Origin of the sequence: Rariglobus hedericola (assembly GCF_007559335.1) — a bacterium.
Classification (GTDB): domain Bacteria; phylum Verrucomicrobiota; class Verrucomicrobiia; order Opitutales; family Opitutaceae; genus Rariglobus; species Rariglobus hedericola.
The window spans coordinates 278,086-300,390 of sequence record NZ_VMBG01000001.1; the positions used below are offsets into that span (position 1 = coordinate 278,086).

Genomic DNA, 22,305 nt, shown 5'->3' on the forward strand with positions numbered 1-22,305 from the left:
TTATTTCCACCATCATGTCTCCAGTTCGCGTTCGTTTTGCTCCCAGTCCGACCGGGTTTTTTCACATCGGCAGCGCCCGCACGGCGTTGTTCAACTGGCTTTATGCCCGCCACACCGGCGGCGTGTTTGTGCTCCGTATCGAAGACACCGACCAGGCGCGCAACAGCGAGGCGTTCCTCAACGTGATCTACGACAGCCTCACGTGGTTGGGTATGACGTGGGACGAAGGTCCGAAGGTAGGCGGCGAATTTGGTCCATATCGCCAGAGCGAGCGCGGTCCCATCTATAAGGAATACCTGCAAAAGCTCACCGACGCCGGTCGCACTTACGAGAAAGACGGTGCGGTTTGGTTCAAACTCATCGGCGATCGTTCCGAAGTGTTCGATGAACATCGTCAGAAGACCGTCACCAAGGTCGCGGTCGCTCCGAGCGTGATCGATGACCAGATTCGCGGTCGCGTGGAGCGCATCGAAGACGAGGATTTTGTGATCTTCCGGTCCGACGGCAACCCCGTGTTCCATTTCGTCAACGTGGTCGATGACATCGCCATGAAGATCACGCACGTGATCCGCGGCGAAGACCATCTGTCCAACACGAGCAAGCACGTCGAGTTGTTCAAAGCGTTTGGCGCACCGATGCCGAAGTTCGCGCACATCCCGCTGATCTTGAAACAAAATGGTCCGGGCAAGATGTCGAAACGCGACCAAGGCGCGCTCATCGAGGAATATCAGAACAAGGGCTATTTGCCTGAAGCATTGGTGAACTTCCTTTCATTGCTCGGCTGGTCTCCGAAGGACGACCGTGAGAAGATGGCCATTGCGGACATCATCGCGCTCTTCGATTTCCCCGGGATCAACCAGAGTAACGCGCGTTTCGACGAAAAGAAACTCGCACACATGAACATGGCCTACCTGCTGGAGTTGCCGGTCGATGATTTCGTCGCGCGTGCACGCGCGTATTTTGAAAAGCATAACGTGACCTCGCCGCTCTCCGCTGATGCGGCGTATCTGCGTGATGTGCTTTTGATCAGCCAGCCCAAGATCAAATCGTTTGAAGAGCTCCCCGCTTACACGGCCTATTTTTTCACCGAAGATTTTACGATCGATGCCAAGGTGCGTGACAAAGTCATGGGCAAGGGCGAGCCGCAGGCGCGTATGGCCGAACTCACCGAGACAATCGCCACGGCGGATTTCTCCAGCGACACGGCGATCGAGGAAGCGATTAAAGCTCTCGCGGTTTCGAAGGGCCTGGGCTTCGGCGATTATCAGTCTGTTGCTCGTCTGGCTGTGAGTGGCACCAACGTGGGGCCGAGCCTCACCGGCATGTTCCGCGTGCTCGGGCGCGAACGCGTGCTGTCGCGCTTCGCACGGTTGGCGGCGCTTTGAGCGTATTCATAAAAAAAGCCCGACGATTTCTCGTCGGGCTTTTTTTGGAGATTACTTTTTGGGCGTCCAAGCGTCTTTAAGAGAGATCGTGCGATTAAACACGAGTTTCCCAGGCGCGCTGTCTTTGCTGTCCAAGGCAAAGTAGCCGATGCGTTCGAGTTGGAAGCGGTCCTCGAGCTTTGCTTCGGCGAGGGAGGACTCGAGCCGTGCGGTAACGACTTCGAGTGACTGCGGGTTTACGACCTTCAGGAAATCCTCCTCTGACCCCGGTTCGGACACGGTGAAGAGACGGTCATAAATACGCACTTCAGCGGCGATGCTTTGCGTGGCGCTGACCCAGTGGATGGTGCCTTTGACTTTGCGGTCGGAGCCGGGTTCGCCCTGAAGCGTGGTGCGATCGAAGGTGCAGCGCAGTTCGGTCACGGCACCGGTGGCGTCCTTCACGATTTCGTCGAGCTTGATGATGCCGGCGTATTTCAGGCGGACCTCACCGTCGGGTTTGAGGCGGAAGTATTTGGGCGGCGGGACTTCTGCGAAGTCATCGCTCTCGATGAAGACCTCGCGCGTGAGGGCAATTTTGCGCGTGGTGGGCGTTTCGTCCTGAGGGTTGTTGGTCGCGTTGCACTCGATGACCTCGCCCTCGGCGATGTTGGTCAGGACGATCTTGATCGGACGCAGCACACCGAGACGGCGGACGGCGAGCGTGTTGAGATCCTCGCGCACGACGTGCTCCATGACGGCGATATCGGTGAGGGCGTCGAACTTGGTGACGCCGGCACCGATCACGAATTTACGGACGGCCGTGGCGGTGATGCCGCGACGACGCAGACCGGAAAGCGTGGGCATGCGCGGGTCGTCCCAGCCGGTGACGACGTTGTTCTCGACGAGCTGGAGCAGCTTGCGCTTCGAGACGATCATGTAGCCCGGAATGAGCTTGGAGAACTCATACTGGTGCGGCAGCGCGCGGGGCAGTTCGAGGCTTTCCAGAACCCAGTCGTAGAGAGGGCGGTGATCAACGAACTCGAGCGTGCAGATGCTGTGGGTGATTCCCTCGAGATAATCGCTCAGGCAGTGCGCGTAGTCGTAGAGCGGGTAGATGCACCACTTGTCGCCGGCGTGGTGGTGCGCGACGTGGCGAATGCGATAGAGCAGGGGATCGCGCAGCCACATGTTGGGCGCGGTCATGTCGATCTTGGCGCGCAAGGAACGGGCACCGTTGGGGAACTCGCCGGCGCGCATGCGCTGGAAGAGATCGAGGTTTTCCTCGACCGAGCGCGTGCGGAACGGACTGTCCTTGCCGGGCTTTTCAGGGGAACCGCGGTAGGTCTCGGTGTCCTCGGCACTCAAATCGCAGACGTAAGCTTTGCCCTTTTTGATGAGTTCGATCGCGTAGCTGTAAAGTTGTTCGAAGTAATCGCTGGCGAAGAAAGGCTCGGCGGCAGACGAACCAAGGGTGATCGAAGCGCGGTAGTGATCGGGGCGGCCGTTGACGGATTGAGCGTCGGGATGGGATCCCTTGGGTTTGAAGCCGAGGCACTGATCGGCCCAGCCGGCGATGAGCCACTGGACATCGGTCGTGATGGAATCGACGTATTCGACATCTTCCTTCGCGGGATTGGTATCGTCGAAGCGGAGGTTGCAGGTGCCGTTGTTTTCGCGGGCGATGCCAAAATTCAGGCAGATAGATTTCGCGTGGCCGATGTGAAGGTAGCCGTTGGGCTCGGGGGGGAAGCGCGTGACGATTTTTTGATGACGGCCTGCGGCGAGGTCGGCGGCGACGATGTCGCGAATAAAATCGGTGGGCGTGGCAGGCGCGGGTGCGTCGTTGTTCTCAACGGTCATAAAACGACGAACTTGCCGCCCGTGCGAGCGGGCGGCAACGCTGCATTTATTCTTCGATTATTGTCCGCACGTGGGACGCGAACGCTTTTAAGAAGAAGCTGCTTTATCGAACGGGGCGGCCGAGGCGCCAGGCGTGGGCATGACGCCGTAAGTCTGCATTTCCTTGAGGATGCCACCGATGTAAGGGATGAGCTGTTTCTTGCGGCTTACCACGCCGGGCATGTCGAAGATCTCGTCCTTCTGCACGGACGGATAGTTGATGCGATTAATGAACTCGGCTTCGCCTTTGACGAGGAGCAGGGAGTTTTGCGTGTTGATATCGGTGACGAGCACGCAGGCAAACAGCAGGGCTTCGTCGTCACGCAACGTTTGCAGTGCCTTCGCGAGATCGCGGGAATGTGGCCAGAAATTGCCGAAGCCGAGCTCTTCGATTTGGGAAACGGCAAAGCGAATGCCGTCCTCTTCGTAGATTTTGAAATCGGAGCGGATGACTTTGTCCGGCGAATTGGCCAGAATGACGGAGCCTGAACTGAAAATCTCGTTGGCGAGTTCACGCGAATCCACCGAGGCGATTTTCGCCAGCCAGCTGAGAATGACGCCGTCTTTTTCGGTGGTGGTGGGACTGTTGAGATGCAGCGTATCCGAGATGATGCCGCTCATCATAATGCCGGCGATATCCGGCGAGGGCACGATGCCTTCGCGTCGAAACAAGTCGGCGATGATGGTGCAGGTGGAGCCCACGGGTTCGTTGATGAACAGAATGGGTTGCTGGGTGTTGAGCGATCCAAGGCGATGGTGATCGATGATCTCCACAATGGTGACTTGATCCGCGCCGCTCACGGCCTGGCTCATCTCGTTGTGATCGACGAGGACGAGGCGGGTTTTAACCGGCTTGAGAACGTCGGTCTTGGTAAGGATGCCCTGCAGCTTGCCTTCGTCGTTTACGACCATGTAGGCCGCCACGGTGGAGGTGGCCAGTTTCTTGCGCAAATCGCCGAGGCGGATGTCACCGCTGAGTGATGCGAATTTACGATCAACGAGTCGATCCAATGTAGTGGCGCTACGGATAACCCAGGCGGTGGTGGCCGAATCGAGCGGGCTGACGATGAGCGCGACGCCATTGGTTTTGGCGGCCTGAACGATCGAGTCTTCCACGGGAAGATTACCGGTCACGACGAGTGCACGCACGCCGAGTTCGATCGAGCGCATCTGGATGTCGCGACGGTCGCCCACGATGATGATGGTTTTTTCCATCGGCACCCCTTCGCCGGCGGACACCTTGCCGAAGGATTTCACATCCATGGCGCCCACGCGCACGAAGAGCTCTTCGGCGAGATCGGGGCGGTCCACATGGAGCGTGTGAGCTTTAAGCGCGCGCGAGATGTGGGTGAGGCTGGTGAATACCTTTCGCATTTCACGCGGCTCGCGCATGTGTGGAACGAAAAAGCTGCCTAGTTGGAAAATCGAGACCGTGCCGATGACGCGATTATCCTCGGTTACTACGGGCAGAATACGAACGTCGTATTGGTCGATGAGCTCAAGGGCTTCGGCGCAGGTAGCCGATTGGCAAATCGAGACGACATTGCGCACCATGACATCGCGCACGCGCGGGGTGACGTCGCTTAAATAAATCGGGAGCGGCTGGTGGAATCGCGCGAGAATGGTATCGATGCGGGCATTGGAATTGCCGCAGCGGGCGGGGGCATAGCCAGTCTCACCCTTGGCCTCTTTGAGTGCGGCATACGCAATCGCCGAACAAATAGCGTCTGCATCGGGATTCTTATGGCCGATGATGTAGGTGGGTGATGCGGACATTAATAAAAGAGGGTATAAAATAAAACAGCCCGACCATAGGTCGGGCTGTTTGAGGATCAAGTCTTGGAATTCAGGATGTTTTAAGCACCGCCTGCAACAGCTGGCGCAACATCTGCGCCGGTGTTGTCCTGTTCAAGAAAGCGAACACCAGTCTTGTTCGCTTTAACCGTCTTTTTGATGTCAAAGGTGGTGGTGCCATCGGATTCGATAAGCTCACCCGTGGCTTCCGTGCCGCCGAGGTTCTTATAAAAAGCGACGTTGCCACCAATGAATACAATGTGGCCACCGTCGGCTTTATATGTTCCGGCATTTTCGCTCCATTTGCCCGTGGCCATGTTAGCAATACCGCGTGTATAGGCAATAGGAGTGGTTGCAGGATAGTTGCTGTTCAGGCCGACGACATAACCAAAAGCCAAGTTGGCGGCTTTAAATTCGTTGGTCAGATCCTGCTTGGTTGGAAGAAGGATGTTGGCAACAGCGACGTTCTGGGCCTCTTGGGTAGTGGTATCGTCAGCCTTGGAGATCCAGAGAGCACCGGCTTCCAAGCCACCAGAGACTGCGAGAGCGCCTGCTACGGTTTCGACGGTAGCTTGAACGCCTCCAGTGGACAAATTCTGACCGAAGGTTGTGCCGGGACCGGTAAGCAAATTGGCGGGCAGTTGATCTTTGTTGAGCTGCGAATAGATCAGCGAGGATTGGCCGATTTGGCGGAGATTGGAGGAATCGGCGGTGCGGCGGGCCGTCTGTTGGACCTTGCCGACCGTGGGGATAATGATGGAGGCAAGAATACCGATGATCGCGATAACCGTGAGGAGTTCGATCAGGGTAAAACCTGCGTTTTGACGACGGATGTTTTTAGTCATGGGGAAGGGCATTGAGGGTAGTGGTAAGGGTATGACAAAACAGTTCCTCTGGTTTTGTTGAAACTCAAGAAGAAAGTCCCTCTGAAGCTGGACAAAATCGGGGCGTGGTTTCTACGCTGACACGGAATGAAAATTTATTTGGACGGAAAATTTGTGGATGAGTCCGAAGCCAAAATTTCCGTGTTTGATCACGGCCTGCTTTACGGTGACGGGGTGTTCGAGGGCATTCGTGTTTATCAGGGTAACGTTTTCCGTCTCGAGGAGCATCTGGAGCGTCTGGAATACTCGGCGAAAGCCCTGCTCCTGAAAATGCCTTGGTCTCGCAAGGAGATTGCTGATGCGACGATGGAAACCTGCCGTCAGAATGAGCTGATGGATGGCTACATCCGTTTGGTTGTCACCCGTGGCGTGGGCGATCTCGGGCTCTCTCCCTGGCTGTGCCCAGTTCCGTCAATTTTTATCATCGCCGGCAAGATCGCCCTGTATCCCGCCGAACACTACACGACTGGTTTGTCGATCGTCACGGTGCCTACCCGCCGCATCAGTTCGGCGGCACTGCCTCCAGCCGTCAAGTCGCTCAACTATCTTAATAACATTCTCGCCAAGATGGAGGCCCGCCAGGCCGGCGCCCTGGAGGCGATCATGTTGAACGACCAAGGCTACGTGGCCGAGTGCACCGGCGATAATATCTTTATTGTTCACAAGGGCGAAATCATCACGCCGGCCGCGTCGCAGGGGGCACTCAAGGGCATCACGCGCTCGACGATCATGGCGATCGCGGAAGAGTTAAAGATTCCCCTCAAGGAGGCCGATATGACCCGCTACGATGTGTGGAATGCGGACGAATGTTTTCTTACGGGCACGGCGGCCGAGGTTATCCCGGTGGTAAAGCTTGACGGACGTGAAATTGGCAACGCCAAGCCGGGTCCGGTTACGCAGCGGATATTGGAGGCTTTTCGCCGTCGTGTGCTGGTCGAAGGGACCCGCCTTTGACGTTGTTGCCTTTGGCAATCCCCTGTCGTGTCCGCCGTCTGCAAGTGGGACATTGTCGCGCACTTGGTTTATTGGCACTGCGCCGTGTAGTCTCTTGCGTCCGGACGTCGATTTGTGTCGTTACAGAGGTGACGCCTTGCCTTGTCAGCCGACCACCGGTTGGCATGGTCGGTGCAAGAGACCTCCATCGCTTTGTCCAATCTCAAAAATTCTTGCGAGTGCAGTCGAAGTTTCCGCCTTACGTGATAACCTACTCCCATGGCCAGCCCGCTTAAGTGTGATCTTTGCACCAATCCCGCCACTGTGCACCTCACGCAAATCGTGAATAACAAGGTGCATAAGGTGGACCTGTGTGAATCGTGCGCCCAAGCCAAGGGCGTGACGGATCCGAGCGGGTTCTCGCTGGCGGATCTTTTACTCAAGGCTTCGCTCAATCCGGAAATTCCGGCCTCCGCAGTGCGTTGTGAGCAGTGCGGTTTCACTCAAGGGGATTTCAAGAAGCATGGGCGCTTTGGCTGCCCGCAGTGCTACTCCACTTTTTCCAGTATTGTTGAGCCCATGCTCGACAACATGCACAAGGGCACCGCTCACACGGGCAAAGTCCCTGAAAAAGCCCTTGAGCGTAAAACCCTTCACGACCGCCTCGGTGAACTCGAACTGAACCTTGAGGATGCGGTCAAAACTGAACGTTACGAGGACGCTGCCCGTTACCGCGATGAAATCACCCAGCTCAAACAAACCGTCGAGCAACCGAAGCGTGCGCGCTAAGCCCATGACCATCACCTCTCTGTTGGCCACGCCTTCCGAGCTCACCGATTCTTCGAGCAGCAAATCTGCGATCGTGCTGATGACGCGTATCCGTCTGGCGCGGAATCTTGCAGGCAAATCCTTTCCCGGCTGGGCTCGCGAGCCGCAACGGGCCGAAATTTTGGAGGCCTGTCGCGAGGCTTTGATGGCGACCGCTCCGATGAAGCGGGGGGCTAGCGCTGCGGTTTCGGAGCTTACTGATCTTGAGAAACAGATGTTGGTTGAACGTCATCTGATCTCTCGCGAACTCAGCGGCTCGGCCGCGGGTTCAGGCGTGGTGATCAACAAGGACCAGACGGTCTCGGTTATGATCAACGAAGAGGACCACCTGCGCATTCAGGTGCTTCGCGCCGGATTCCAACTCAAGAAAGCTTGGAGCGTGATCAACGCCCTCGATTCCGAACTCGAAGACCGCCTCGATTATGCGTTTTCGCCGCAGCTGGGCTATCTCACCGCGTGCCCGACCAATTTGGGCACCGGCCTAAGGGCGTCTGCCATGATGCACCTGCCTGCGCTCGTGATTGCCGGCCAGATGGAGAAAGTCGTTCGTGCCGTGAACCAACTCGGCATGGTGGTGCGCGGACTCTTCGGCGAGGGCTCCGATGCGAGTGGCAGCATTTTCCAGATTTCCAATCAGACGACCCTGGGCGAATCCGAGGAGGCGATCATCAAGCGCCTTGGCAGCGTCTTGGAATCCATCATCGAGCATGAGCTCAACGCCCGAGCAAAGTTGATGGAGACAGATTCCGCCAAGTTGTTTGATAAAATCGGACGCGCTTACGGAATCTTGCAGAATTGCCATCAACTGACCTCGACCGAGGCGATGAACCTGCTGTCACTCCTGCGCCTGGGTATTGATCTGATGGTATTTCCGGAAGACTCCCGCGCCATTATCGACCGCCTGTTTATCGAGGCCCAACCGGGGCACATTCAGAGGACGGCGAAACACGACTTGGAATCTAATCAACGCGATATTCTTCGTGCCGAACGTCTGCGCACGGAGTTTGCTACGTTTGCAAAACCCAATTTCACGATCAACGGTCAGAACTAACCCATATAAACCACGCCTATGGAACCGATGAACAATTTCACCCCCCGCGCCCAGCAAGTGCTGGCGCTGGCTCGCAAGGAAGCCGATCGCTTCCATCACAACTACGTCGGCACCGAGCACATCCTTCTGGGATTGATCAAGCTCGGACAAGGCGTCGCCGTGAGCGTTCTCCAGAAGATGGGCCTCGATCTTGAGACCGTCCGCAACGCTGTCGAAAAACAGGTGGGCACCGGTCAGGAAACCAAGACGCAGGGCAGCATTCCTTACACGCCTCGCGTGAAAAAGGTCCTCGCCCTCGCAGGCAAGGAAGCCAAGGCGCTCAACCATTCTTACGTCGGCACCGAGCACATTCTGCTCGGTCTTCTCCGTGAGGGCGAGGGCGTCGCCGCCCGCGTGCTCAAGTCTCTCGACATCGACATCGAGCGCACCCGCAACGAAATCCTCCGCGAACTCGATCCGCAGTTCTCTGGCGGCGAAGGCGGCACTCCTGGTGGCGGTGAAGAAGCGTCTGCCGGCGGTTCGCAGCGCGGCTCCGGTGACGAGGGCGGCGGCAACAAAAAGGAAGTGAAGACCCCGGCCCTCAAGGCCTTTGGTCGCGACCTCACGGAACTCGCCCGCAAGGGTGAACTGGACCCCGTCGTCGGTCGTAAAAACGAGATCCGTCGCGTCATTCAGATTCTCTGCCGCCGCACCAAGAACAATCCCGTCCTCATCGGTGAAGCCGGTGTGGGTAAAACGGCGATCGCCGAAGGTCTCGCCCAAGAGATCGCCGGTGGCCTCGTGCCTGAAATCCTCTTGGATAAAAAGATCATCACGCTCGATCTTGCGCTCATGGTTGCCGGCACCAAATACCGCGGCCAGTTCGAAGAGCGCATCAAGGCCGTGATGGACGAGGTCAAACGCGCGAAGAACGTCATCATCTTCATTGATGAGATGCACACCATCGTTGGCGCCGGCGCCGCCGAAGGTGCCATGGATGCGTCCAATATCTTCAAGCCCGCACTCAGCCGCGGCGAACTCCAGTGCATCGGTGCGACCACTCTCAACGAATACCGCAAGTATATCGAAAAGGACTCCGCCCTCGATCGCCGCTTCCAGTCCGTGAAGGTCGAGCCGCCGTCCGTTGAGGACACGATCACCATCCTGAAGGGTATTCGCTCGAAGTATGAGGATCACCACAAGGCCATCTTCACTGACAAGTCGCTGGAGATCGCGACGAAGCTTTCTGATCGCTACATCACCGGACGTTTCCTGCCCGACAAGGCCATCGATGTGATGGACGAGGCCGGCTCGCGCGCCCGTATCTCTTCTCTCAGCCGCCCGACCGACATCGAGGACCTTTCCAAGGAAATCGAGCAGGTCTGCGCGCAAAAAGAAGAGGCCATCGCCAAGCAGCACTTTGAGGAAGCGGCCAAATATCGTGACACCGAGAAGCAGCTCCGCGCGAAGCAGGAGCAAGCCACCGAGGCTTGGAAGAAAGCCCGCGACGAGCAGCGCATCACCATCGACGAGGATCTGATGATGCAGGTCGTCGCCGACTGGACCGGCATTCCGCTCTCGCGCATGGAAAAGAAGGAGAGCGAAAAACTCCTGGGCCTCGAAAAGGAAATCCAGCGCACCGTCATCGGTCAGGATCTCGCGGCGAGCGCCATCGCCCGCGCTCTGCGTCGTTCCCGCGCCGACCTTAAAGATCCGCGCCGTCCGATCGGTTCGTTCCTGTTCGTTGGCCCCACGGGCGTCGGCAAGACCGAGACCGCCAAGCAGCTCGCGATGCAGATGTTTGGCAACCAAGAGGCGCTCATTCAGATCGATATGAGCGAATACATGGAGAAGTTCGCTGTCTCCCGCATGGTCGGCTCGCCTCCCGGCTACGTCGGCTATGACGAAGGTGGCCAGCTTACCGAAGCCGTGCGTCGCAAGCCCTACGCTGTGATCCTTTTCGATGAAATCGAAAAGGCCCACCCGGACGTGTTGCAGATCCTGCTGCAAATTCTCGAAGACGGACGCCTGACCGACTCGCTTGGTCGCGTGGTCGATTTCCGAAACACGATCATCATCATGACCTCGAACGTCGGTGCGCAGCTCTTGATGCGTCAGACCTCGATGGGCTTTGCAGCTGCGGCTTCGAGCTTCAGTGACGCCGAAAAGATGCGTGAGAAGGTCCTGGAAGAGGCCAAGAAGGTCTTCAAGCCCGAGTTCCTCAATCGCATCTCCGACATCGTGTTCTTCCGCCCGCTGGAGAAGACCGATCTCGTCAAAATCGTGGACCTCGAAGTCACCAAGTTCGCGAAGCGTCTCGTGGAACGCAAAATCGAGCTCGAGTTCACCGACGAGGCCAAGCTGCTCCTCATCGACAAGGGCTACGACGAAAAATACGGCGCGCGTCCGCTGCGCCGTGCCGTCGAGCACTTCCTCGAAGATCCGCTGGCCGAAGCCATCCTGCGCGGCGATGTGAAGGACGGCGAAGTCATCTTGGTGACCCGTGATGGCGAAAAACTAGCCTTCACGCAAAAGACGCCCGTCGAGCCTTCACCTGATACCAACGTCGCTTCCTGATCGAACGCAACTTAGGTTCAACGCCTCGCAACCATTACGGCGGCGAGGCGTTTTTTTGTGTATTGTCTTCGCCGTGCGCGTGTTCACTCGTCTTCCCGTGTCTCGATTCTGCCTGCGATTGATCTGGTGGCTTTGTCTGGTTGCGTGCGTCGCACAAGGCCGGGCCGCGCTGAACACGGATCTGCCGGACGATTGGTTCACGCGTGCGCCCACGCCCGAGCGGCTCAAAGCCGTGCAATCCAGCGCAGTGTCTTCCGGCTGGAGCGCGGTTTCAAACCGGCTGTTTGCAGGCGCGATTCGCGCGTATGAACTTCGACAGGAAGATGCGGCCGCAGCGTGGTATCACGTCGCGCGGTGGTGCGACGTGTTTGCCCAATCCCAGTCCAAATCGGGACGGCAATGGCTGGAAGCGCTCAACCAGGTTGGCGGGATTCACGGTAATATTGATCAGGTAAAAATATTCTCGCTGCCGGATGAAGAGATCGCGCAGTTGCTGTCGGCTGAGACCCGCGGGTGGCTTCTGGGAGACAAGGCGTTTTCGGAGTCATTTTTTAATCTGCTCACGCCTTATGATTGTCTGCCGCAGGTGATGCGAATCGTGCAGACGCTCCGGGATTCGGACGCGCGTTTGTTTTCTGAATACAGCCAGCTGGCGATTGCGATTGCCTTGGTTTACGACGAATCCCCGCCGTCGTATTGGCCTCACTGGCAGGTATCCGAAAAGACGTTACCGCGGCGTTTGCCGGCTCCGCTGGATGCTTTCAAGTTTTTGGTGGATGCGGACCAACGGCGGGTGACGTTACAAAAACTGGGACAGTTGTCCGCCGGCGAATTGAAGTTCGTGGTCGATCTGGCCGCACCGGCAACCGAGCTTGCCTGGGCGCAACGCACGGTGAAGTTCCCTCTGGCTGACTTGGTTAAAAGCTATGAATCCGTTCGTTATCGGCATGACCGGATCGACGCGCGCGAATACGTTTGGACCGGTGCCAGCTATGATCTGGAGGAAATCCGTCGTGAGGGCGGAATTTGCGTGGATCAAGCTTACTACGCGACACAGGCGGGCAAGGCGAGGGGAGTGCCGACGCTGTTGTTTTCAGGCGCAGGGCAGGACGGACGGCACGCGTGGTTTGGCTATCTAGGAATAGGCCGTCAATGGGTGCTCGATGCCGGGCGTTACGCGGAGCAGCGATATGTGACCGGGGTCGCGTATGATCCGCAGACATGGCTGGAACTTTCGGATCATGAACTGGGGTTTTTGAGCGAGGGATTTCGACGGCTGTCGCCCTATCGCCAATCGTGGCAGCATCAGGTTTTCGCGGAACTCTATCTGCGCATGCACAAACCGGCCGCAGCTGCCGTGGCTGCACGCAAAGCGGTCAATTATGAGCGCCGAAATCTGGCGGCTTGGGATCTGTTGCTGGATGCCAGCGAAGGCGCGCCGGCACGCACGCGCGAGGGCTTGTTGATCGAAGCGGCCCAGGCGATGCAGCGTTATCCCGATCTCAATGGTCGTTATGTCCGCGCGCTGGTGGCGAGCTTGCGCGAACGCGGTGAAATCAGTGCGGCGGATTTGGAAGAGCGGACTTTGCTTCGTCGCAGTCGTGGCGGCGGCCGCACCGACATGGGGGTTGATCAGGCGGTCGCGGTCATGGCCAAATCATCGCCGGCTGATGACACGCGCACCTACCGTCAGGTGCTGCAACAATACGGACGAGGCGCCGGTGTGGATTTTTATGACCGCGTAACCGAACCCTTCGTTGCAAAGTTGATCACCGAAGAACGGAAGGTCGAAGCCGCGCAGATTATCGTGCAGACCCGTGCGGTGTTGAAACCGGATGCGGGCAGTCAGCTTGATCTCGAAATGAAAGATCTCGCCGACACGACCAAGTGATCAGGGCTCTCCGCTGATCGCTCCGGCGGCGATTGATAAAAAGGCAGCGAGCGCCGGATCAAGTGCCGCTGCCGATCGCCAGCCGATGACCAGACGGCTTTCCGGTCCCGGTCCATCAAGTGGACGAAAAACCACTTCGGGTGGCAGCTGCTTTGCCTCGGACGGACACATGAAGGTGGCTCCGATACCGGCGCGGACGAAGCCTACGCCGTTGGCGCGCGGCCACACTTCTTCTGCGATGCGCGGAGTGACGCCGGCGCGTGCGAAGGCTGCCAGAATCCGATCGTAGAAACCCGGGTTATAGGCTCGTGGAAATAACACGAACGGTGTCGCCGCGAGATCGCGCAATTGCAGTGAGGGTTTGGCGCTCAGCGCATGATCCGAGGGAAGTAGAATGCCGTTTTTCTCGCGAAGGAGCAGTTTGGTTTTGAGCCCCGGTGTGGGCGTTGCCTCCGGGTGGAAAAAACCGCAGGCAAGTTCGCCGGCCTGCAACGCAATCAGCTGGGTTGAGGTAGGCGATTCGTTGAGTTCGAGCCGTATCCCGGGGAATTTTTTATGAAACTCTCGCAGGATGGCCGGCAACACCGTGGCCATGGCAAGACCGGTAAATCCGACTTTGATGTGGCCGCTGCCGCCTTCGGCGAGCGCCTGCAGTTCGGATGGAATTTTTGAGAGTGATCGCAGAACCGGCTCTACCCGTTCCGCCAAGGCTTTGCCGGCTGCGGTCAGCTCAACACGGCGCCTTGAACGTGAAAAAAGGGGAGTGCCCAGCGCTATTTCTAGTTGGCCAATTTGCCTGCTTAGAGCGGGTTGAGCGATTGAAAGCGTTTCGGCCGCCTTGCGGAAATGAAGTTGCCGGGCCACCTCTCGAAAGTAAACGAGATGGCGTAGCTCATAATTAAACTGATACTCGCGAGGCATCACAGACGACTGAACAAGTATTTCTCAGGTATGCAAGATTCTGGTAGTATGATCTCCTTGTTTATGACCACGGGAGCTTGCTCCTGATAACCTCGACCACCCTGAACCATGGCTAAATCTCTTTTCCAAAAAGTCTGGGACGCCCACACCGTCCGCACTCTGGCTAACGGCCAGACCCAGCTGCTCATCGGCACGCACCTCATTCACGAGGTCACTTCTCCCCAGGCCTTCGGCATGTTGCGCGATCTCGGCCTGAAGGTCGCCTACCCGCACCGCACGTTCGCGACGGTTGACCACATCATCCCGACCAACGAATTGGTCGAGCCCTACGCCGACACGCTCGCCCAGGCCATGATGGACGAGATCCGTAAAAACTGTGCCGAATACGGTGTCACCTTCTTTGACCGCGCCAGCGGCAAGCAGGGCGTCGTGCACATCGTCGGTCCCGAGCAGGGCATCACCCAGCCCGGCACCACCATCGCCTGCGGCGACTCTCACACGTCCACCCACGGCGCGTTCGGCGCGATCGCCTTCGGCATCGGCACGAGCCAGGTTCGCGACGTGCTCGCCACGCAGACCATGGCCCTCGGCGCCCTCAAGGTTCGCCGCATCGAGGTCAACGGCAAGCTGCGCCCCGGCGTTTACGCCAAGGACGTCATTCTCCACATCATCCGCCTCACCGGCGTGAACGGCGGCACCGGCTTCGCCTATGAATACGCGGGCAGCACCTTCGATGGCTTCACCATGGAAGAGCGCATGACCGTGTGTAACATGTCCATCGAGGGCGGCGCCCGCGTTGGCTACGTCAACCCCGACCAGACCACCTTCGATTATCTCAAGGGCCGTCCTTATTCGCCCACGGGCGCCGCTTGGGATGCCGCCGTCGAGAGCTGGAAGTCCTACGCTTCCGATCCGGGCGCGACCTACGACGACGTCATGAAAATCGACGCCGCCGACATCGCTCCGAGCGTTACTTGGGGCATCAATCCCGGCCAGGGCATCTCGATCACCGAGAATATCCCCAGCCCGGAGACCGCCACCTCCGCTGACGAGAAGGCCGGCATCATCGAGGCGCTCGAATACATGAAGCTCCCTGCCGGCAAGCCGATCAAGGGCACAAAGATCAACGTCGCCTTCCTTGGCTCCTGCACCAACGGCCGTCTCTCCGACTTCCGCGAGGTCGCCAAATACATCAAGGGCCATAAGGTCGCCGCTGGCGTTAAAGCCATCGCCGTCCCCGGTTCGCAGATCGTCGCCCTCCAGTGCGAAAAAGAAGGCATCGACAAGGTTCTCGTCGACGCCGGTTTCGAATGGCGCGCTGCCGGTTGCTCCATGTGTCTCGCTATGAATCCTGACAAGCTCATCGGCGACCAGCTCTGCGCCTCGTCGTCCAACCGCAACTTCAAGGGCCGCCAAGGTTCCATCACCGGTCGCACCGTGCTGATGAGCCCGGTCATGGTCGCCGCCGCCGCCGTCACCGGCGTGGTGTCCGACGCCCGCGAGGTCTTCTCGGTCAACTAAACCCAAAAGCTACTCTTACTTTAAAATAAAATGGCTCTCGCAAAAATCACCTCCGTCACCGGCCGCGCGGTCAACGTGCCCGGCAACGACATCGACACCGACCGTATCATCCCGGCGCGCTTCATGAAGTGCGTCACCTTCGATGGTCTCGGCGAATTCGTCTTCTTCGACGTCCGCCACGACCCGCAAGGCAACAAGATCGACCACCCGATCGATCGCCCCGAGCACAAGGGCGCGACGATCCTCCTCTCCGGCGCCAACTTCGGCTGCGGTTCCTCCCGTGAGCACGCCCCGCAGGCCATCTCCAAGGCCGGCTTCAAGGCGATCATCGCCGAGAACTTCGCCGAGATTTTCTTCGGCAACAGCACCACGCTCGGCATGCCTTGCGTGACCGCCAGCCGTGAAGATATCGCCAAGATCGCCGCCGCTGTGGAAAAGGATCCGCAAGTCGAAGTCACCATCGACCTCGAAAAGCTGGAAGCCCGTTTTGCCGGCCAGTCCGTGAAGATCGCCCAGCGCGAATCCGCCCGCGACGCGCTCGTGAATGGTCGTTGGGATGCCATCGGCGAGCTCATCGATGGCCTGCCCAGCGTGCGAGTCACCGCCGGCAAACTGCCCTACATGGCCGCTTCCTAAAGCGTCTTAGCGGCACAAGCTTGCGCCGTTGCAACCGGCAGGTCTTCGTAGGCCTGCCGGTTTTTTTGTGACTTAAGCCTGTGGTCGGGGTCACTACCGCAACCATTTCCATGTTTTTCGCTGTCATTGATATCTTCAAGGGGGCTGACGTCCTCATCTATCCGCTCGCGGTGTGCTCCATCGCGCTCGTGTTTATTCTCGTGGAACGCGGCTACGCATTGCGCAGCTCGGCGATTCTTCCCGATGACTTGGTCGATGCGATTGTGGCGGGCCGTCCGATCAGCGGAGGTGCGCATTCCGTGTTGTCCCGTATCGTGGCTTTCTCTGAACAGCATCCCGCCGATCCTGATGCGACCAAAGCCTTCGCCCGTCTCGAAATTGTCCGCATGGAGCGCGGCATTCCTTATCTCGATGTGATCTACGCCGGCGCGCCGCTGATCGGTCTGACCGGCACGGTGTGGTCGCTCATTCGCGTGTTCTCCAGTATTTCCGGCGAGAGCGGCATGCCTGATCCGGCTAAGTTTACCAGCGGCGTCTCGCTGGCGCTATCGGCCACCGTGATCGGTTTGATCATCGCGGTGCCAGCTCTGGTCGGCGGTGGCATCCTGCAACGCCGTGTGGAAAAATACGCCGCGCAAATCGACGTGCTGCTCGAGCGCATTCTGGCCCGTAACTCCGCCAAATAACCGCACCATGAGCGGACTTTACCAACGCCGGCGCAAGCGTCCCGAGCTCAATCTCGTGCCGCTGATCGACGTGCTCGTGATGCTCGTTTTCTTCTCGTTTGTGACGATGCAGTTTCGTTCATCGGCCACGCTTAACATCACGCTGCCCAAGGTGGAAACCGCCGGTAAAAACGAATTCAAGGGAACGGTCACCATCGGTATCGGCGCCGATGGCACGCTCTCTTTCAACGGCAAGCAGGCGAGCGAGGCGCAACTGGCCGAGCTTCTTCGTCAGGTGCGCGATCTCGACAAGGACACGCCGGTGCTCATTCGCGCCGACGAAACCACGCCGCTGAAGACACTGACCTTTGTGATGGATGCCTGCCGCAAGACCGGTCTCAACCGGTTCAGCCTGCAGAGCCGCTGAGCTTGCGTTTCGCGAGCCAGCCGCGTGCGAATTCAAACACGATGGGCAGCACTGAAACCACGATGATGGCCATAATCACCAGACCGAAATTTTTCTTCACGAGCGGCAGATTGCCGAAGAAGAATCCCAGATAAGTGAAGGCGTAGATCCAGATGAAGCCGCCGACGACATTGAACATGAAGAAGCGGCGGTAAGTCATCGCACCGACACCGGCGACGAAGGGAACGAAGGTGCGCACGATGGGCACGAAGCGCGCGAGGATGATGGCGCGGCCGCCGTAGCGTTCGAAAAACTGATGGGCACGTTCGAGATGTTTTTTGCGCAGCCAGATGGAGTCTTCGCGACGAAAAACGGCAGGGCCGATTTTGTTGCCGATCCAATAGTTGAGCGAATCACCGAGCACTGCGGCGATGAACAACAGGAAGGCCATCAGGTGCACGTTCAGCCCGGACTCGGGCAGGGCGGCGAGTGCACCGGCAGCAAAGAGAAGGGAATCGCCGGGCAGCAGCGGCATGACTACCAGACCGGTTTCGGCAAAGATGATCAGGAAGAGGACGCCGTAGGTCCACATGCCGTAATCACGGATGATTTCGGACAGGTGTGCATCGATGTGGAGGATGAAGTCTACGAGCTTCTTGAGCAGATCAATCATGGGAATGGGACGAAAGAGGAAGGGGCGGCGGGCTTACGCCAAGACACAAAAAAGGCAGGCAGTTAAATACTGCCTGCCTTTTTTGAAAAACGATCTGAAAAATCAGACGTCGGGCTTGGTCTTGCGAAGGCCGGAAACGCGTTCGCCTTCTTTCCACTGACCGCGCTTCTTGAGGATGGCGACGCGCTCGAAGCGCTTCAGGACATTGCGCTTGATGACGAGACCGTTGGCGCCTTGGAGACTTTTGTGCTGTGACATGGTATTAAAAAAAGTGGGTTCTGACTCGTTAAAGGGTCAGTTACTAAGAGTTCTCTCGTGCCCATGACAAGTATTTTTCTGCAACATGTTCAGCCTTTACCACAATCCACTCGGGAGTCTGGTAGGGATGACGTGCATGGAGCCATGTCTCCAACAGGCTGATTTTGGCCAATAACACCTTGAAGGTCAGTCGATACTCCTCGGTTTTCTCAGGTTTGCCCTGCCAGATATAATGGGACGTGATCGGGCCGTCGATTTGCACGCAAGCAGCCAAATGCGAGGCCACGGCGGAAGCGGCCAGTGTTTCGGCCATGACCTTGGTGGGCACGGTGGTCCAGGCGATGAGCATGTGCGTATAGCGCGCATGACTCTGGCGCGACGCAACGTTGGAGCAGGGGAAATATACCCTTGACCGGTCCAAGCGTGCTCTGTGCTATCGGCTTTTTATCGCCGCCAACCACGCCCACGCCTGACCATGAGAGACGACTATCTTAAAGAAGCCCACAAAGTCATTCCGGACGCCAACATCTTGATCAACGTGGTCTCGCGCCGCGTTAAGCAGCTCCGCCGCGGTCAACGCGCCCTCGTGGAGTCCCTCGAGAAGCTCTCCCCTGAAGATATCGCCCTGCGCGAAATCATCGAGGGTAAGATCACTTACCAAGAGGCCGCCAACTAACGGCCGTCGCGGCGGGATCGACCCGCACGCCCACGGGTCATTCCGTGCCAAGCGGGAATCACCGCGGTTTAAACAACCGCCTTTTTGATTCTTCACTTCGCGCGGAGTGACTTTTTTTATAGCTTCTCACCGGGCCCCGACGCCCCTGTTTTTATGTCCGCCCAGAAAAAAGATTCCAAACGCTTCACGGAAGTCCGCAACGCCAAGGCGCTGCGTGATTATCATGTGGAAGAACGGTTCGAGGCGGGCGTCGCGTTGCAAGGCACGGAGGTGAAGGCGATTCGCGCCGGTCGCGCGCAGATCAGCGATGCCTTCGGTAAATTTGAAAAAGGCGAGCTGTGGTTGTTCAACGCACACATCGACGAATACGCGTTCGGCAATCTCAACAACCATGCGGCGCGTCGCACCCGCAAATTGCTTTTGCACAGTCATCAGATCCGCAAGATCGCGCAGGCCATGCAGGTCGGTGGTCGCGTGCTGGTGCCGCTGCGCATGTATTTCAAGGAAGCACTGGTCAAGGTCGAGGTCGCCATCTGCATCGGCAAACAACTCCACGACAAGCGCGACGACCTGCGTAAAAAAGCCGAGATGACGGAAGTCGCCAAAATCATCAAAACCACCCGTCGCGCATGAGCACTCTTCTTTCGACCGTGACCGTCCGCGTGCCGGGCAGCACCTCCAACTGCGGCGCGGGATTCGACACCCTAGGCCTCGCGTTGCAGATCTACAACCAGGTGACGTTGACCCGCGTCGACGGTGATGCGCCGCGACCGGTGACGGCAGCCGACGGGCGCGCCCAAGCAATGGTGGAGACTTCCGCGGCGGCTTTTTTTGCCGCGGCCCGCATTCGCCCCTTTGGATTTTCGTATCAGATAACTGGAGACGTGCCGCCCGCCCGCGGACTGGGCTCCAGCGTTACCGTGATCGGCGGCGTGCTGGGCGGCTTGAATGCGCTTTCGGGCGTGTCGCTTTCGGGGCATCAATTGGTGGCCATCGCGACGGCGATTGAAGGACATCCCGATAATGCCGCGGCGGGTATTCTCGGTGGCTTTTGCGTGGCGCGCTGTGATGCCACGACCGGTGCGTATGTCGATACCGTGCGCGTCGAACTCCCGGAGGAGCTGGCCTTCGTGGCCACGTCTCCCGATGTGGAAATGCTCACCAAGGAATCCCGTGGAGTCCTCCCGGCTACGCTTCCGTATTTCGATGCGGTGAAGAGCATCAACAGCACGGCCTACCTGGTGGCGGCCATGGTTTCGGGCGAATACGAGCGTCTGCGTCATTCGGTGACCGATTACATGCACGAGCCCTATCGTTTGCCGCGTATTCCCGGCGGTCGGTCTGCCATCACGGCGGGTGTGGCGGCGGGCGCTTACACCGGTTGGTTGAGCGGCAGCGGATCGACTGTGCTCTGCGTGGCGCCGAAGTCGGTTGCCGGCGAGGTGGCGCGTGCGATGCAGGCGGCGTTTACCGAAGCCGGCCTGACCAGCACCGCGCGCGTGTTGTCGGCCGATAACACCGGGTTAACGGTGGAGTGACACAGCGCCCGGACGAAGGGGCGAAGGTGCATCGGCCGGCCAGTGCTGTTCGATCAGCGAGGCGAGTTGCTGCCAGCGAAACGGCTTGGCGAGAATGCCTTTGAAGCAAGCCATGCGCGCGATGTCGGAATCCTCATCGAGTGCGTGGCCGGTGATGAGAACGCAAGGAGGCGCGATCGCGGAGCGGGCGATGGCGCCACGAATCAATTCAATGCCGTTTAGATGCGGCATGTAATAGTCGGTCACCAGCATGCCAATATCCAGGAGGGGGATCGTTTCGAGCGCGGTCACCGGATTGCTGAACGTGAGGATCGGACACTGAAAGTGTTCACCCAACAAGCGGCCTAAAAGATCGGTGAACGACATTTCGTCGTCTACGATCACGATGGCTTTACCCGCTTGATCTTCCACGGTCCAAAATGTGCAGGCGGTGTGGAGTCTGGGCAAATGCAATCAAACGTAACCGGAGATTGCCTTGGCGCCGGCACTCGCGTGATTTGTGCGTTCCTGCGCCGCTATGCTGCACATCGTCCTTTTCCAGCCAGAGATTCCTCAAAACACCGGTAACATCGGTCGCATGTGTGCGCTCACGAAGTCGCGGCTGCATTTGATTCATCCGCTCGGCTACGAGATTACGGACAAACATCTCAAGCGCGCCGGCATGGACTACTGGCATTCGCTCGACGTGCATCACCACGCGGACTGGGCGGCGTTCAAAGCCAGTCCGTCAGGCCCGAAGCGCTTGTGGTTGTTCACTACAAAGACGACGCAGAGTTATTGGGACGCGAGTTTCACCGACGAAGACGGCCTGGTGTTTGGCAACGAAGGCCACGGCGCGCCGGAGTGGTTGCACGAGGAGTTCGGCGCGGATCGCCGGCTGACGATCCCGCATGCGAACCACGAGCTGCGCTCGCTCAACCTGAGCACAGCGGCCGGCATCGCCTGTTATGAGGCGCTGCGGCAGACGAAGCTGATCGGCTGATTATTTGGCAGCTGCCGGGATGAACCCGCGCTGTTTGAGCCAGAAAAGGCAGTCGGCATCCCACGGCGGCGCGATCTTGTTGTGCATCGGCAAGCCGAGTCCGTGGTGGCCATTTTGGTAGATGTGCAGATCGAACGGCACGCCGGCCTTGCGCAACGCGGAGGCGAAGAGCAGGGCATTTTCCACGGGGACAGCCTGGTCTTCGACCGTGTGCCAGATGAAGCAGGGTGGAGTTTCTTTCGTGACCTGGAGCTCGTTGGAAAGAAAGCGAACGAGGTCTTCGGGCGGGTTTTTGCCGAGTAGATTATGCTTGGAACCTTGGTGGGTGAATTCGCCGAGCGTGATTACAGGGTAGCAAAGAATGCCGAGGTCGGGCCGCGAACTCTCACGTTCGATAGCATCGGTAGCGTCGGCTTGGCCGGCGTCGAAGTGGGTGAGGAGTGTCGAGGCGAGATGGCCGCCGGCGGAGGAACCGATGATGCCGATGCGAGCGGGATCGAGTCCGTCACGTTTGGCGAAGGAGCGGACCATGCGCAGAGCGCGGGCGGCGTCGTTAAGCATTACCGGATGGTGATAGCCGTGGGTGCCGAGCCGGTATTGCAGCACGTAGCAGGTGATGCCTTGCGCGACGAACCAGTCCGCGTAGCCCTTGCCTTCGTGGCCGGCGAGACCGCCGTAGCCGCCACCGGGCAGGATAAGCATGGTGGCACCGTTGCGTTTTTCAGGCGCGGGCAAATATGCGGTGAGCGTGGGGATGTCCTGTGGTTTATCACCGAGGGCACCGGGTGCAGCGGAAGGCCAAAGGGGCAGCGGGGCGGCGTTCATG

23 protein-coding genes are annotated in these 22,305 nt (G+C 58.5%); 14 read left to right on the forward strand and 9 right to left on the reverse strand.

Translation table 11 applies throughout. From position 1 onward, the window contains the following. The first annotated feature begins 14 nt into the window (after positions 1-14). Positions 15-1,385 (forward strand): glutamate--tRNA ligase, encoded by a 1,371-nt coding sequence (locus FPL22_RS01320; RefSeq protein ID WP_144228320.1) that lies wholly within the window; start codon positions 15-17, stop codon positions 1,383-1,385. 51 nt (positions 1,386-1,436) lie between these two features. Here the strand turns inward: FPL22_RS01320 and glnS are convergent, their stop codons facing one another. The 3 genes from glnS to FPL22_RS01335 all read right to left on the reverse strand — a co-directional run bounded on the left by glnS (position 1,437) and on the right by FPL22_RS01335 (position 5,905). Further along, positions 1,437-3,227: a glutamine--tRNA ligase gene (gene glnS, locus FPL22_RS01325; RefSeq protein WP_144228321.1), complete on the reverse strand. Its 1,791-nt coding sequence runs from the start codon at positions 3,225-3,227 to the stop codon at positions 1,437-1,439. 87 nt (positions 3,228-3,314) lie between these two features. Then, positions 3,315-5,042: a putative manganese-dependent inorganic diphosphatase gene (locus tag FPL22_RS01330; RefSeq protein WP_144228322.1), complete on the reverse strand. Its 1,728-nt coding sequence runs from the start codon at positions 5,040-5,042 to the stop codon at positions 3,315-3,317. An 80-nt stretch (positions 5,043-5,122) separates the two neighbouring features. Continuing rightward, a complete protein-coding gene (locus FPL22_RS01335) occupies positions 5,123-5,905 on the reverse strand; it encodes a type II secretion system protein (protein ID WP_238991277.1) in 783 nt (260 codons plus the stop codon). A gap of 126 nt (positions 5,906-6,031) precedes the next feature. Here FPL22_RS01335 and ilvE point away from each other — a divergent pair, with 126 nt between their 5' ends. From ilvE to FPL22_RS01360, 5 genes are all read left to right on the forward strand, one after another. After that, the gene (gene ilvE / locus FPL22_RS01340) at positions 6,032-6,898 is read left to right on the forward strand and encodes a branched-chain-amino-acid transaminase (protein WP_144228324.1); all 867 of its coding nucleotides are present in this window, start codon (positions 6,032-6,034) and stop codon (positions 6,896-6,898) included. Between the two features lie 258 nt (positions 6,899-7,156). Beyond that, positions 7,157-7,666 carry a UvrB/UvrC motif-containing protein gene (locus FPL22_RS01345; RefSeq protein ID WP_144228325.1) on the forward strand — a complete coding sequence of 170 codons (510 nt, stop codon included), beginning with the start codon at positions 7,157-7,159 and terminating at the stop codon, positions 7,664-7,666. A 4-nt stretch (positions 7,667-7,670) separates the two neighbouring features. Then, a complete protein-coding gene (locus FPL22_RS01350) occupies positions 7,671-8,756 on the forward strand; it encodes a protein arginine kinase (RefSeq protein ID WP_144228326.1) in 1,086 nt (361 codons plus the stop codon). An 18-nt stretch (positions 8,757-8,774) separates the two neighbouring features. Beyond that, positions 8,775-11,312, forward strand: coding sequence for an ATP-dependent Clp protease ATP-binding subunit (locus FPL22_RS01355; protein WP_144228327.1), 2,538 nt, complete (start codon positions 8,775-8,777; stop codon positions 11,310-11,312). A 73-nt stretch (positions 11,313-11,385) separates the two neighbouring features. Further along, positions 11,386-13,203 (forward strand): hypothetical protein, encoded by a 1,818-nt coding sequence (locus FPL22_RS01360; RefSeq protein ID WP_144228328.1) that lies wholly within the window; start codon positions 11,386-11,388, stop codon positions 13,201-13,203. On the opposite strand, the gene FPL22_RS01365 is transcribed toward FPL22_RS01360, so the two are convergent. After that, the gene (locus FPL22_RS01365) at positions 13,204-14,124 is read right to left on the reverse strand and encodes a LysR family transcriptional regulator (RefSeq protein ID WP_144228329.1); all 921 of its coding nucleotides are present in this window, start codon (positions 14,122-14,124) and stop codon (positions 13,204-13,206) included. It abuts the gene before it with no gap. 108 nt (positions 14,125-14,232) lie between these two features. Between FPL22_RS01365 and leuC the strand changes: the two genes are divergently transcribed. From leuC to FPL22_RS01385, 4 genes are all read left to right on the forward strand, one after another. Beyond that, a complete protein-coding gene (gene leuC, locus FPL22_RS01370) occupies positions 14,233-15,645 on the forward strand; it encodes a 3-isopropylmalate dehydratase large subunit (protein WP_144228330.1) in 1,413 nt (470 codons plus the stop codon). A 30-nt stretch (positions 15,646-15,675) separates the two neighbouring features. Beyond that, positions 15,676-16,281 carry a 3-isopropylmalate dehydratase small subunit gene (gene leuD / locus FPL22_RS01375; protein ID WP_144228331.1) on the forward strand — a complete coding sequence of 202 codons (606 nt, stop codon included), beginning with the start codon at positions 15,676-15,678 and terminating at the stop codon, positions 16,279-16,281. A gap of 110 nt (positions 16,282-16,391) precedes the next feature. Next, on the forward strand, positions 16,392-16,967 hold the full coding sequence (locus FPL22_RS01380; RefSeq protein WP_144228332.1) for a MotA/TolQ/ExbB proton channel family protein: 576 nt from the start codon (positions 16,392-16,394) through the stop codon (positions 16,965-16,967). 7 nt (positions 16,968-16,974) lie between these two features. Then, positions 16,975-17,373, forward strand: a complete 399-nt coding sequence (locus FPL22_RS01385) for an ExbD/TolR family protein (RefSeq protein WP_144228333.1) — start codon at positions 16,975-16,977, stop codon at positions 17,371-17,373. On the opposite strand, the gene FPL22_RS01390 is transcribed toward FPL22_RS01385, so the two are convergent. From FPL22_RS01390 to cutA, 3 genes are all read right to left on the reverse strand, one after another. Then, entirely contained in the window at positions 17,354-18,022 is a 669-nt protein-coding gene (locus FPL22_RS01390) for a DedA family protein (RefSeq protein ID WP_343160869.1), read from the reverse strand. The genes FPL22_RS01385 and FPL22_RS01390 overlap by 20 nt on opposite strands. A gap of 105 nt (positions 18,023-18,127) precedes the next feature. Continuing rightward, the gene (locus tag FPL22_RS01395; protein ID WP_144228335.1) at positions 18,128-18,283 is read right to left on the reverse strand and encodes a small basic protein; all 156 of its coding nucleotides are present in this window, start codon (positions 18,281-18,283) and stop codon (positions 18,128-18,130) included. A 43-nt stretch (positions 18,284-18,326) separates the two neighbouring features. Beyond that, positions 18,327-18,632 carry a divalent-cation tolerance protein CutA gene (gene cutA / locus FPL22_RS01400; RefSeq protein ID WP_144228336.1) on the reverse strand — a complete coding sequence of 102 codons (306 nt, stop codon included), beginning with the start codon at positions 18,630-18,632 and terminating at the stop codon, positions 18,327-18,329. A 126-nt stretch (positions 18,633-18,758) separates the two neighbouring features. Between cutA and FPL22_RS01405 the strand changes: the two genes are divergently transcribed. The 3 genes from FPL22_RS01405 (at position 18,759) to thrB (ending at position 20,497) form a co-directional block, all read left to right on the forward strand. Continuing rightward, on the forward strand, positions 18,759-18,959 hold the full coding sequence (locus FPL22_RS01405) for a DNA-directed RNA polymerase subunit omega (protein ID WP_144228337.1): 201 nt from the start codon (positions 18,759-18,761) through the stop codon (positions 18,957-18,959). Positions 18,960-19,112: 153 nt separating this feature from the next. Beyond that, positions 19,113-19,592 (forward strand): SsrA-binding protein SmpB, encoded by a 480-nt coding sequence (gene smpB / locus FPL22_RS01410; RefSeq protein WP_144228338.1) that lies wholly within the window; start codon positions 19,113-19,115, stop codon positions 19,590-19,592. Further along, positions 19,589-20,497, forward strand: a complete 909-nt coding sequence (thrB, locus tag FPL22_RS01415; protein ID WP_144228339.1) for a homoserine kinase — start codon at positions 19,589-19,591, stop codon at positions 20,495-20,497. The genes smpB and thrB overlap by 4 nt, the downstream gene beginning before the upstream one ends. Here the strand turns inward: thrB and FPL22_RS01420 are convergent. Continuing rightward, positions 20,483-20,908, reverse strand: coding sequence for a response regulator (locus FPL22_RS01420; RefSeq protein ID WP_144228340.1), 426 nt, complete (start codon positions 20,906-20,908; stop codon positions 20,483-20,485). The two genes, thrB and FPL22_RS01420, sit on opposite strands and share 15 nt — an antisense overlap. A gap of 106 nt (positions 20,909-21,014) precedes the next feature. On the opposite strand from FPL22_RS01420, the gene FPL22_RS01425 reads away from it, so the two are divergent. Next, positions 21,015-21,479, forward strand: a complete 465-nt coding sequence (locus FPL22_RS01425; protein WP_144230233.1) for a tRNA (cytidine(34)-2'-O)-methyltransferase — start codon at positions 21,015-21,017, stop codon at positions 21,477-21,479. Here the strand turns inward: FPL22_RS01425 and FPL22_RS01430 are convergent, their stop codons facing one another. Further along, a complete protein-coding gene (locus tag FPL22_RS01430) occupies positions 21,480-22,304 on the reverse strand; it encodes an alpha/beta hydrolase (RefSeq protein ID WP_144228341.1) in 825 nt (274 codons plus the stop codon). Position 22,305: the final 1 nt, after the last annotated feature.

Excerpts from the sequence above, each read along its gene's own strand:
- FPL22_RS01320 (WP_144228320.1), top strand. The coding sequence starts at position 15 with ATGTCTCCAGTTCGCGTTCGTTTTGCTCCCAGTCCGACCGGGTTTTTT.
- glnS (WP_144228321.1), bottom strand. The coding sequence starts at position 3,227 with ATGACCGTTGAGAACAACGACGCACCCGCGCCTGCCACGCCCACCGAT.
- FPL22_RS01330 (WP_144228322.1), bottom strand. The coding sequence starts at position 5,042 with ATGTCCGCATCACCCACCTACATCATCGGCCATAAGAATCCCGATGCA.
- FPL22_RS01335 (WP_238991277.1), bottom strand. The coding sequence starts at position 5,905 with ATGACTAAAAACATCCGTCGTCAAAACGCAGGTTTTACCCTGATCGAA.
- ilvE (WP_144228324.1), top strand. The coding sequence starts at position 6,032 with ATGAAAATTTATTTGGACGGAAAATTTGTGGATGAGTCCGAAGCCAAA.
- FPL22_RS01345 (WP_144228325.1), top strand. The coding sequence starts at position 7,157 with ATGGCCAGCCCGCTTAAGTGTGATCTTTGCACCAATCCCGCCACTGTG.
- FPL22_RS01350 (WP_144228326.1), top strand. The coding sequence starts at position 7,671 with ATGACCATCACCTCTCTGTTGGCCACGCCTTCCGAGCTCACCGATTCT.
- FPL22_RS01355 (WP_144228327.1), top strand. The coding sequence starts at position 8,775 with ATGGAACCGATGAACAATTTCACCCCCCGCGCCCAGCAAGTGCTGGCG.
- FPL22_RS01365 (WP_144228329.1), bottom strand. The coding sequence starts at position 14,124 with ATGCCTCGCGAGTATCAGTTTAATTATGAGCTACGCCATCTCGTTTAC.
- leuC (WP_144228330.1), top strand. The coding sequence starts at position 14,233 with ATGGCTAAATCTCTTTTCCAAAAAGTCTGGGACGCCCACACCGTCCGC.
- leuD (WP_144228331.1), top strand. The coding sequence starts at position 15,676 with ATGGCTCTCGCAAAAATCACCTCCGTCACCGGCCGCGCGGTCAACGTG.
- FPL22_RS01380 (WP_144228332.1), top strand. The coding sequence starts at position 16,392 with ATGTTTTTCGCTGTCATTGATATCTTCAAGGGGGCTGACGTCCTCATC.
- FPL22_RS01385 (WP_144228333.1), top strand. The coding sequence starts at position 16,975 with ATGAGCGGACTTTACCAACGCCGGCGCAAGCGTCCCGAGCTCAATCTC.
- FPL22_RS01395 (WP_144228335.1), bottom strand. The coding sequence starts at position 18,283 with ATGTCACAGCACAAAAGTCTCCAAGGCGCCAACGGTCTCGTCATCAAG.
- cutA (WP_144228336.1), bottom strand. The coding sequence starts at position 18,632 with ATGCTCATCGCCTGGACCACCGTGCCCACCAAGGTCATGGCCGAAACA.
- FPL22_RS01405 (WP_144228337.1), top strand. The coding sequence starts at position 18,759 with ATGAGAGACGACTATCTTAAAGAAGCCCACAAAGTCATTCCGGACGCC.
- smpB (WP_144228338.1), top strand. The coding sequence starts at position 19,113 with ATGTCCGCCCAGAAAAAAGATTCCAAACGCTTCACGGAAGTCCGCAAC.
- thrB (WP_144228339.1), top strand. The coding sequence starts at position 19,589 with ATGAGCACTCTTCTTTCGACCGTGACCGTCCGCGTGCCGGGCAGCACC.
- FPL22_RS01425 (WP_144230233.1), top strand. The coding sequence starts at position 21,015 with ATGCTGCACATCGTCCTTTTCCAGCCAGAGATTCCTCAAAACACCGGT.
- FPL22_RS01430 (WP_144228341.1), bottom strand. The coding sequence starts at position 22,304 with ATGAACGCCGCCCCGCTGCCCCTTTGGCCTTCCGCTGCACCCGGTGCC.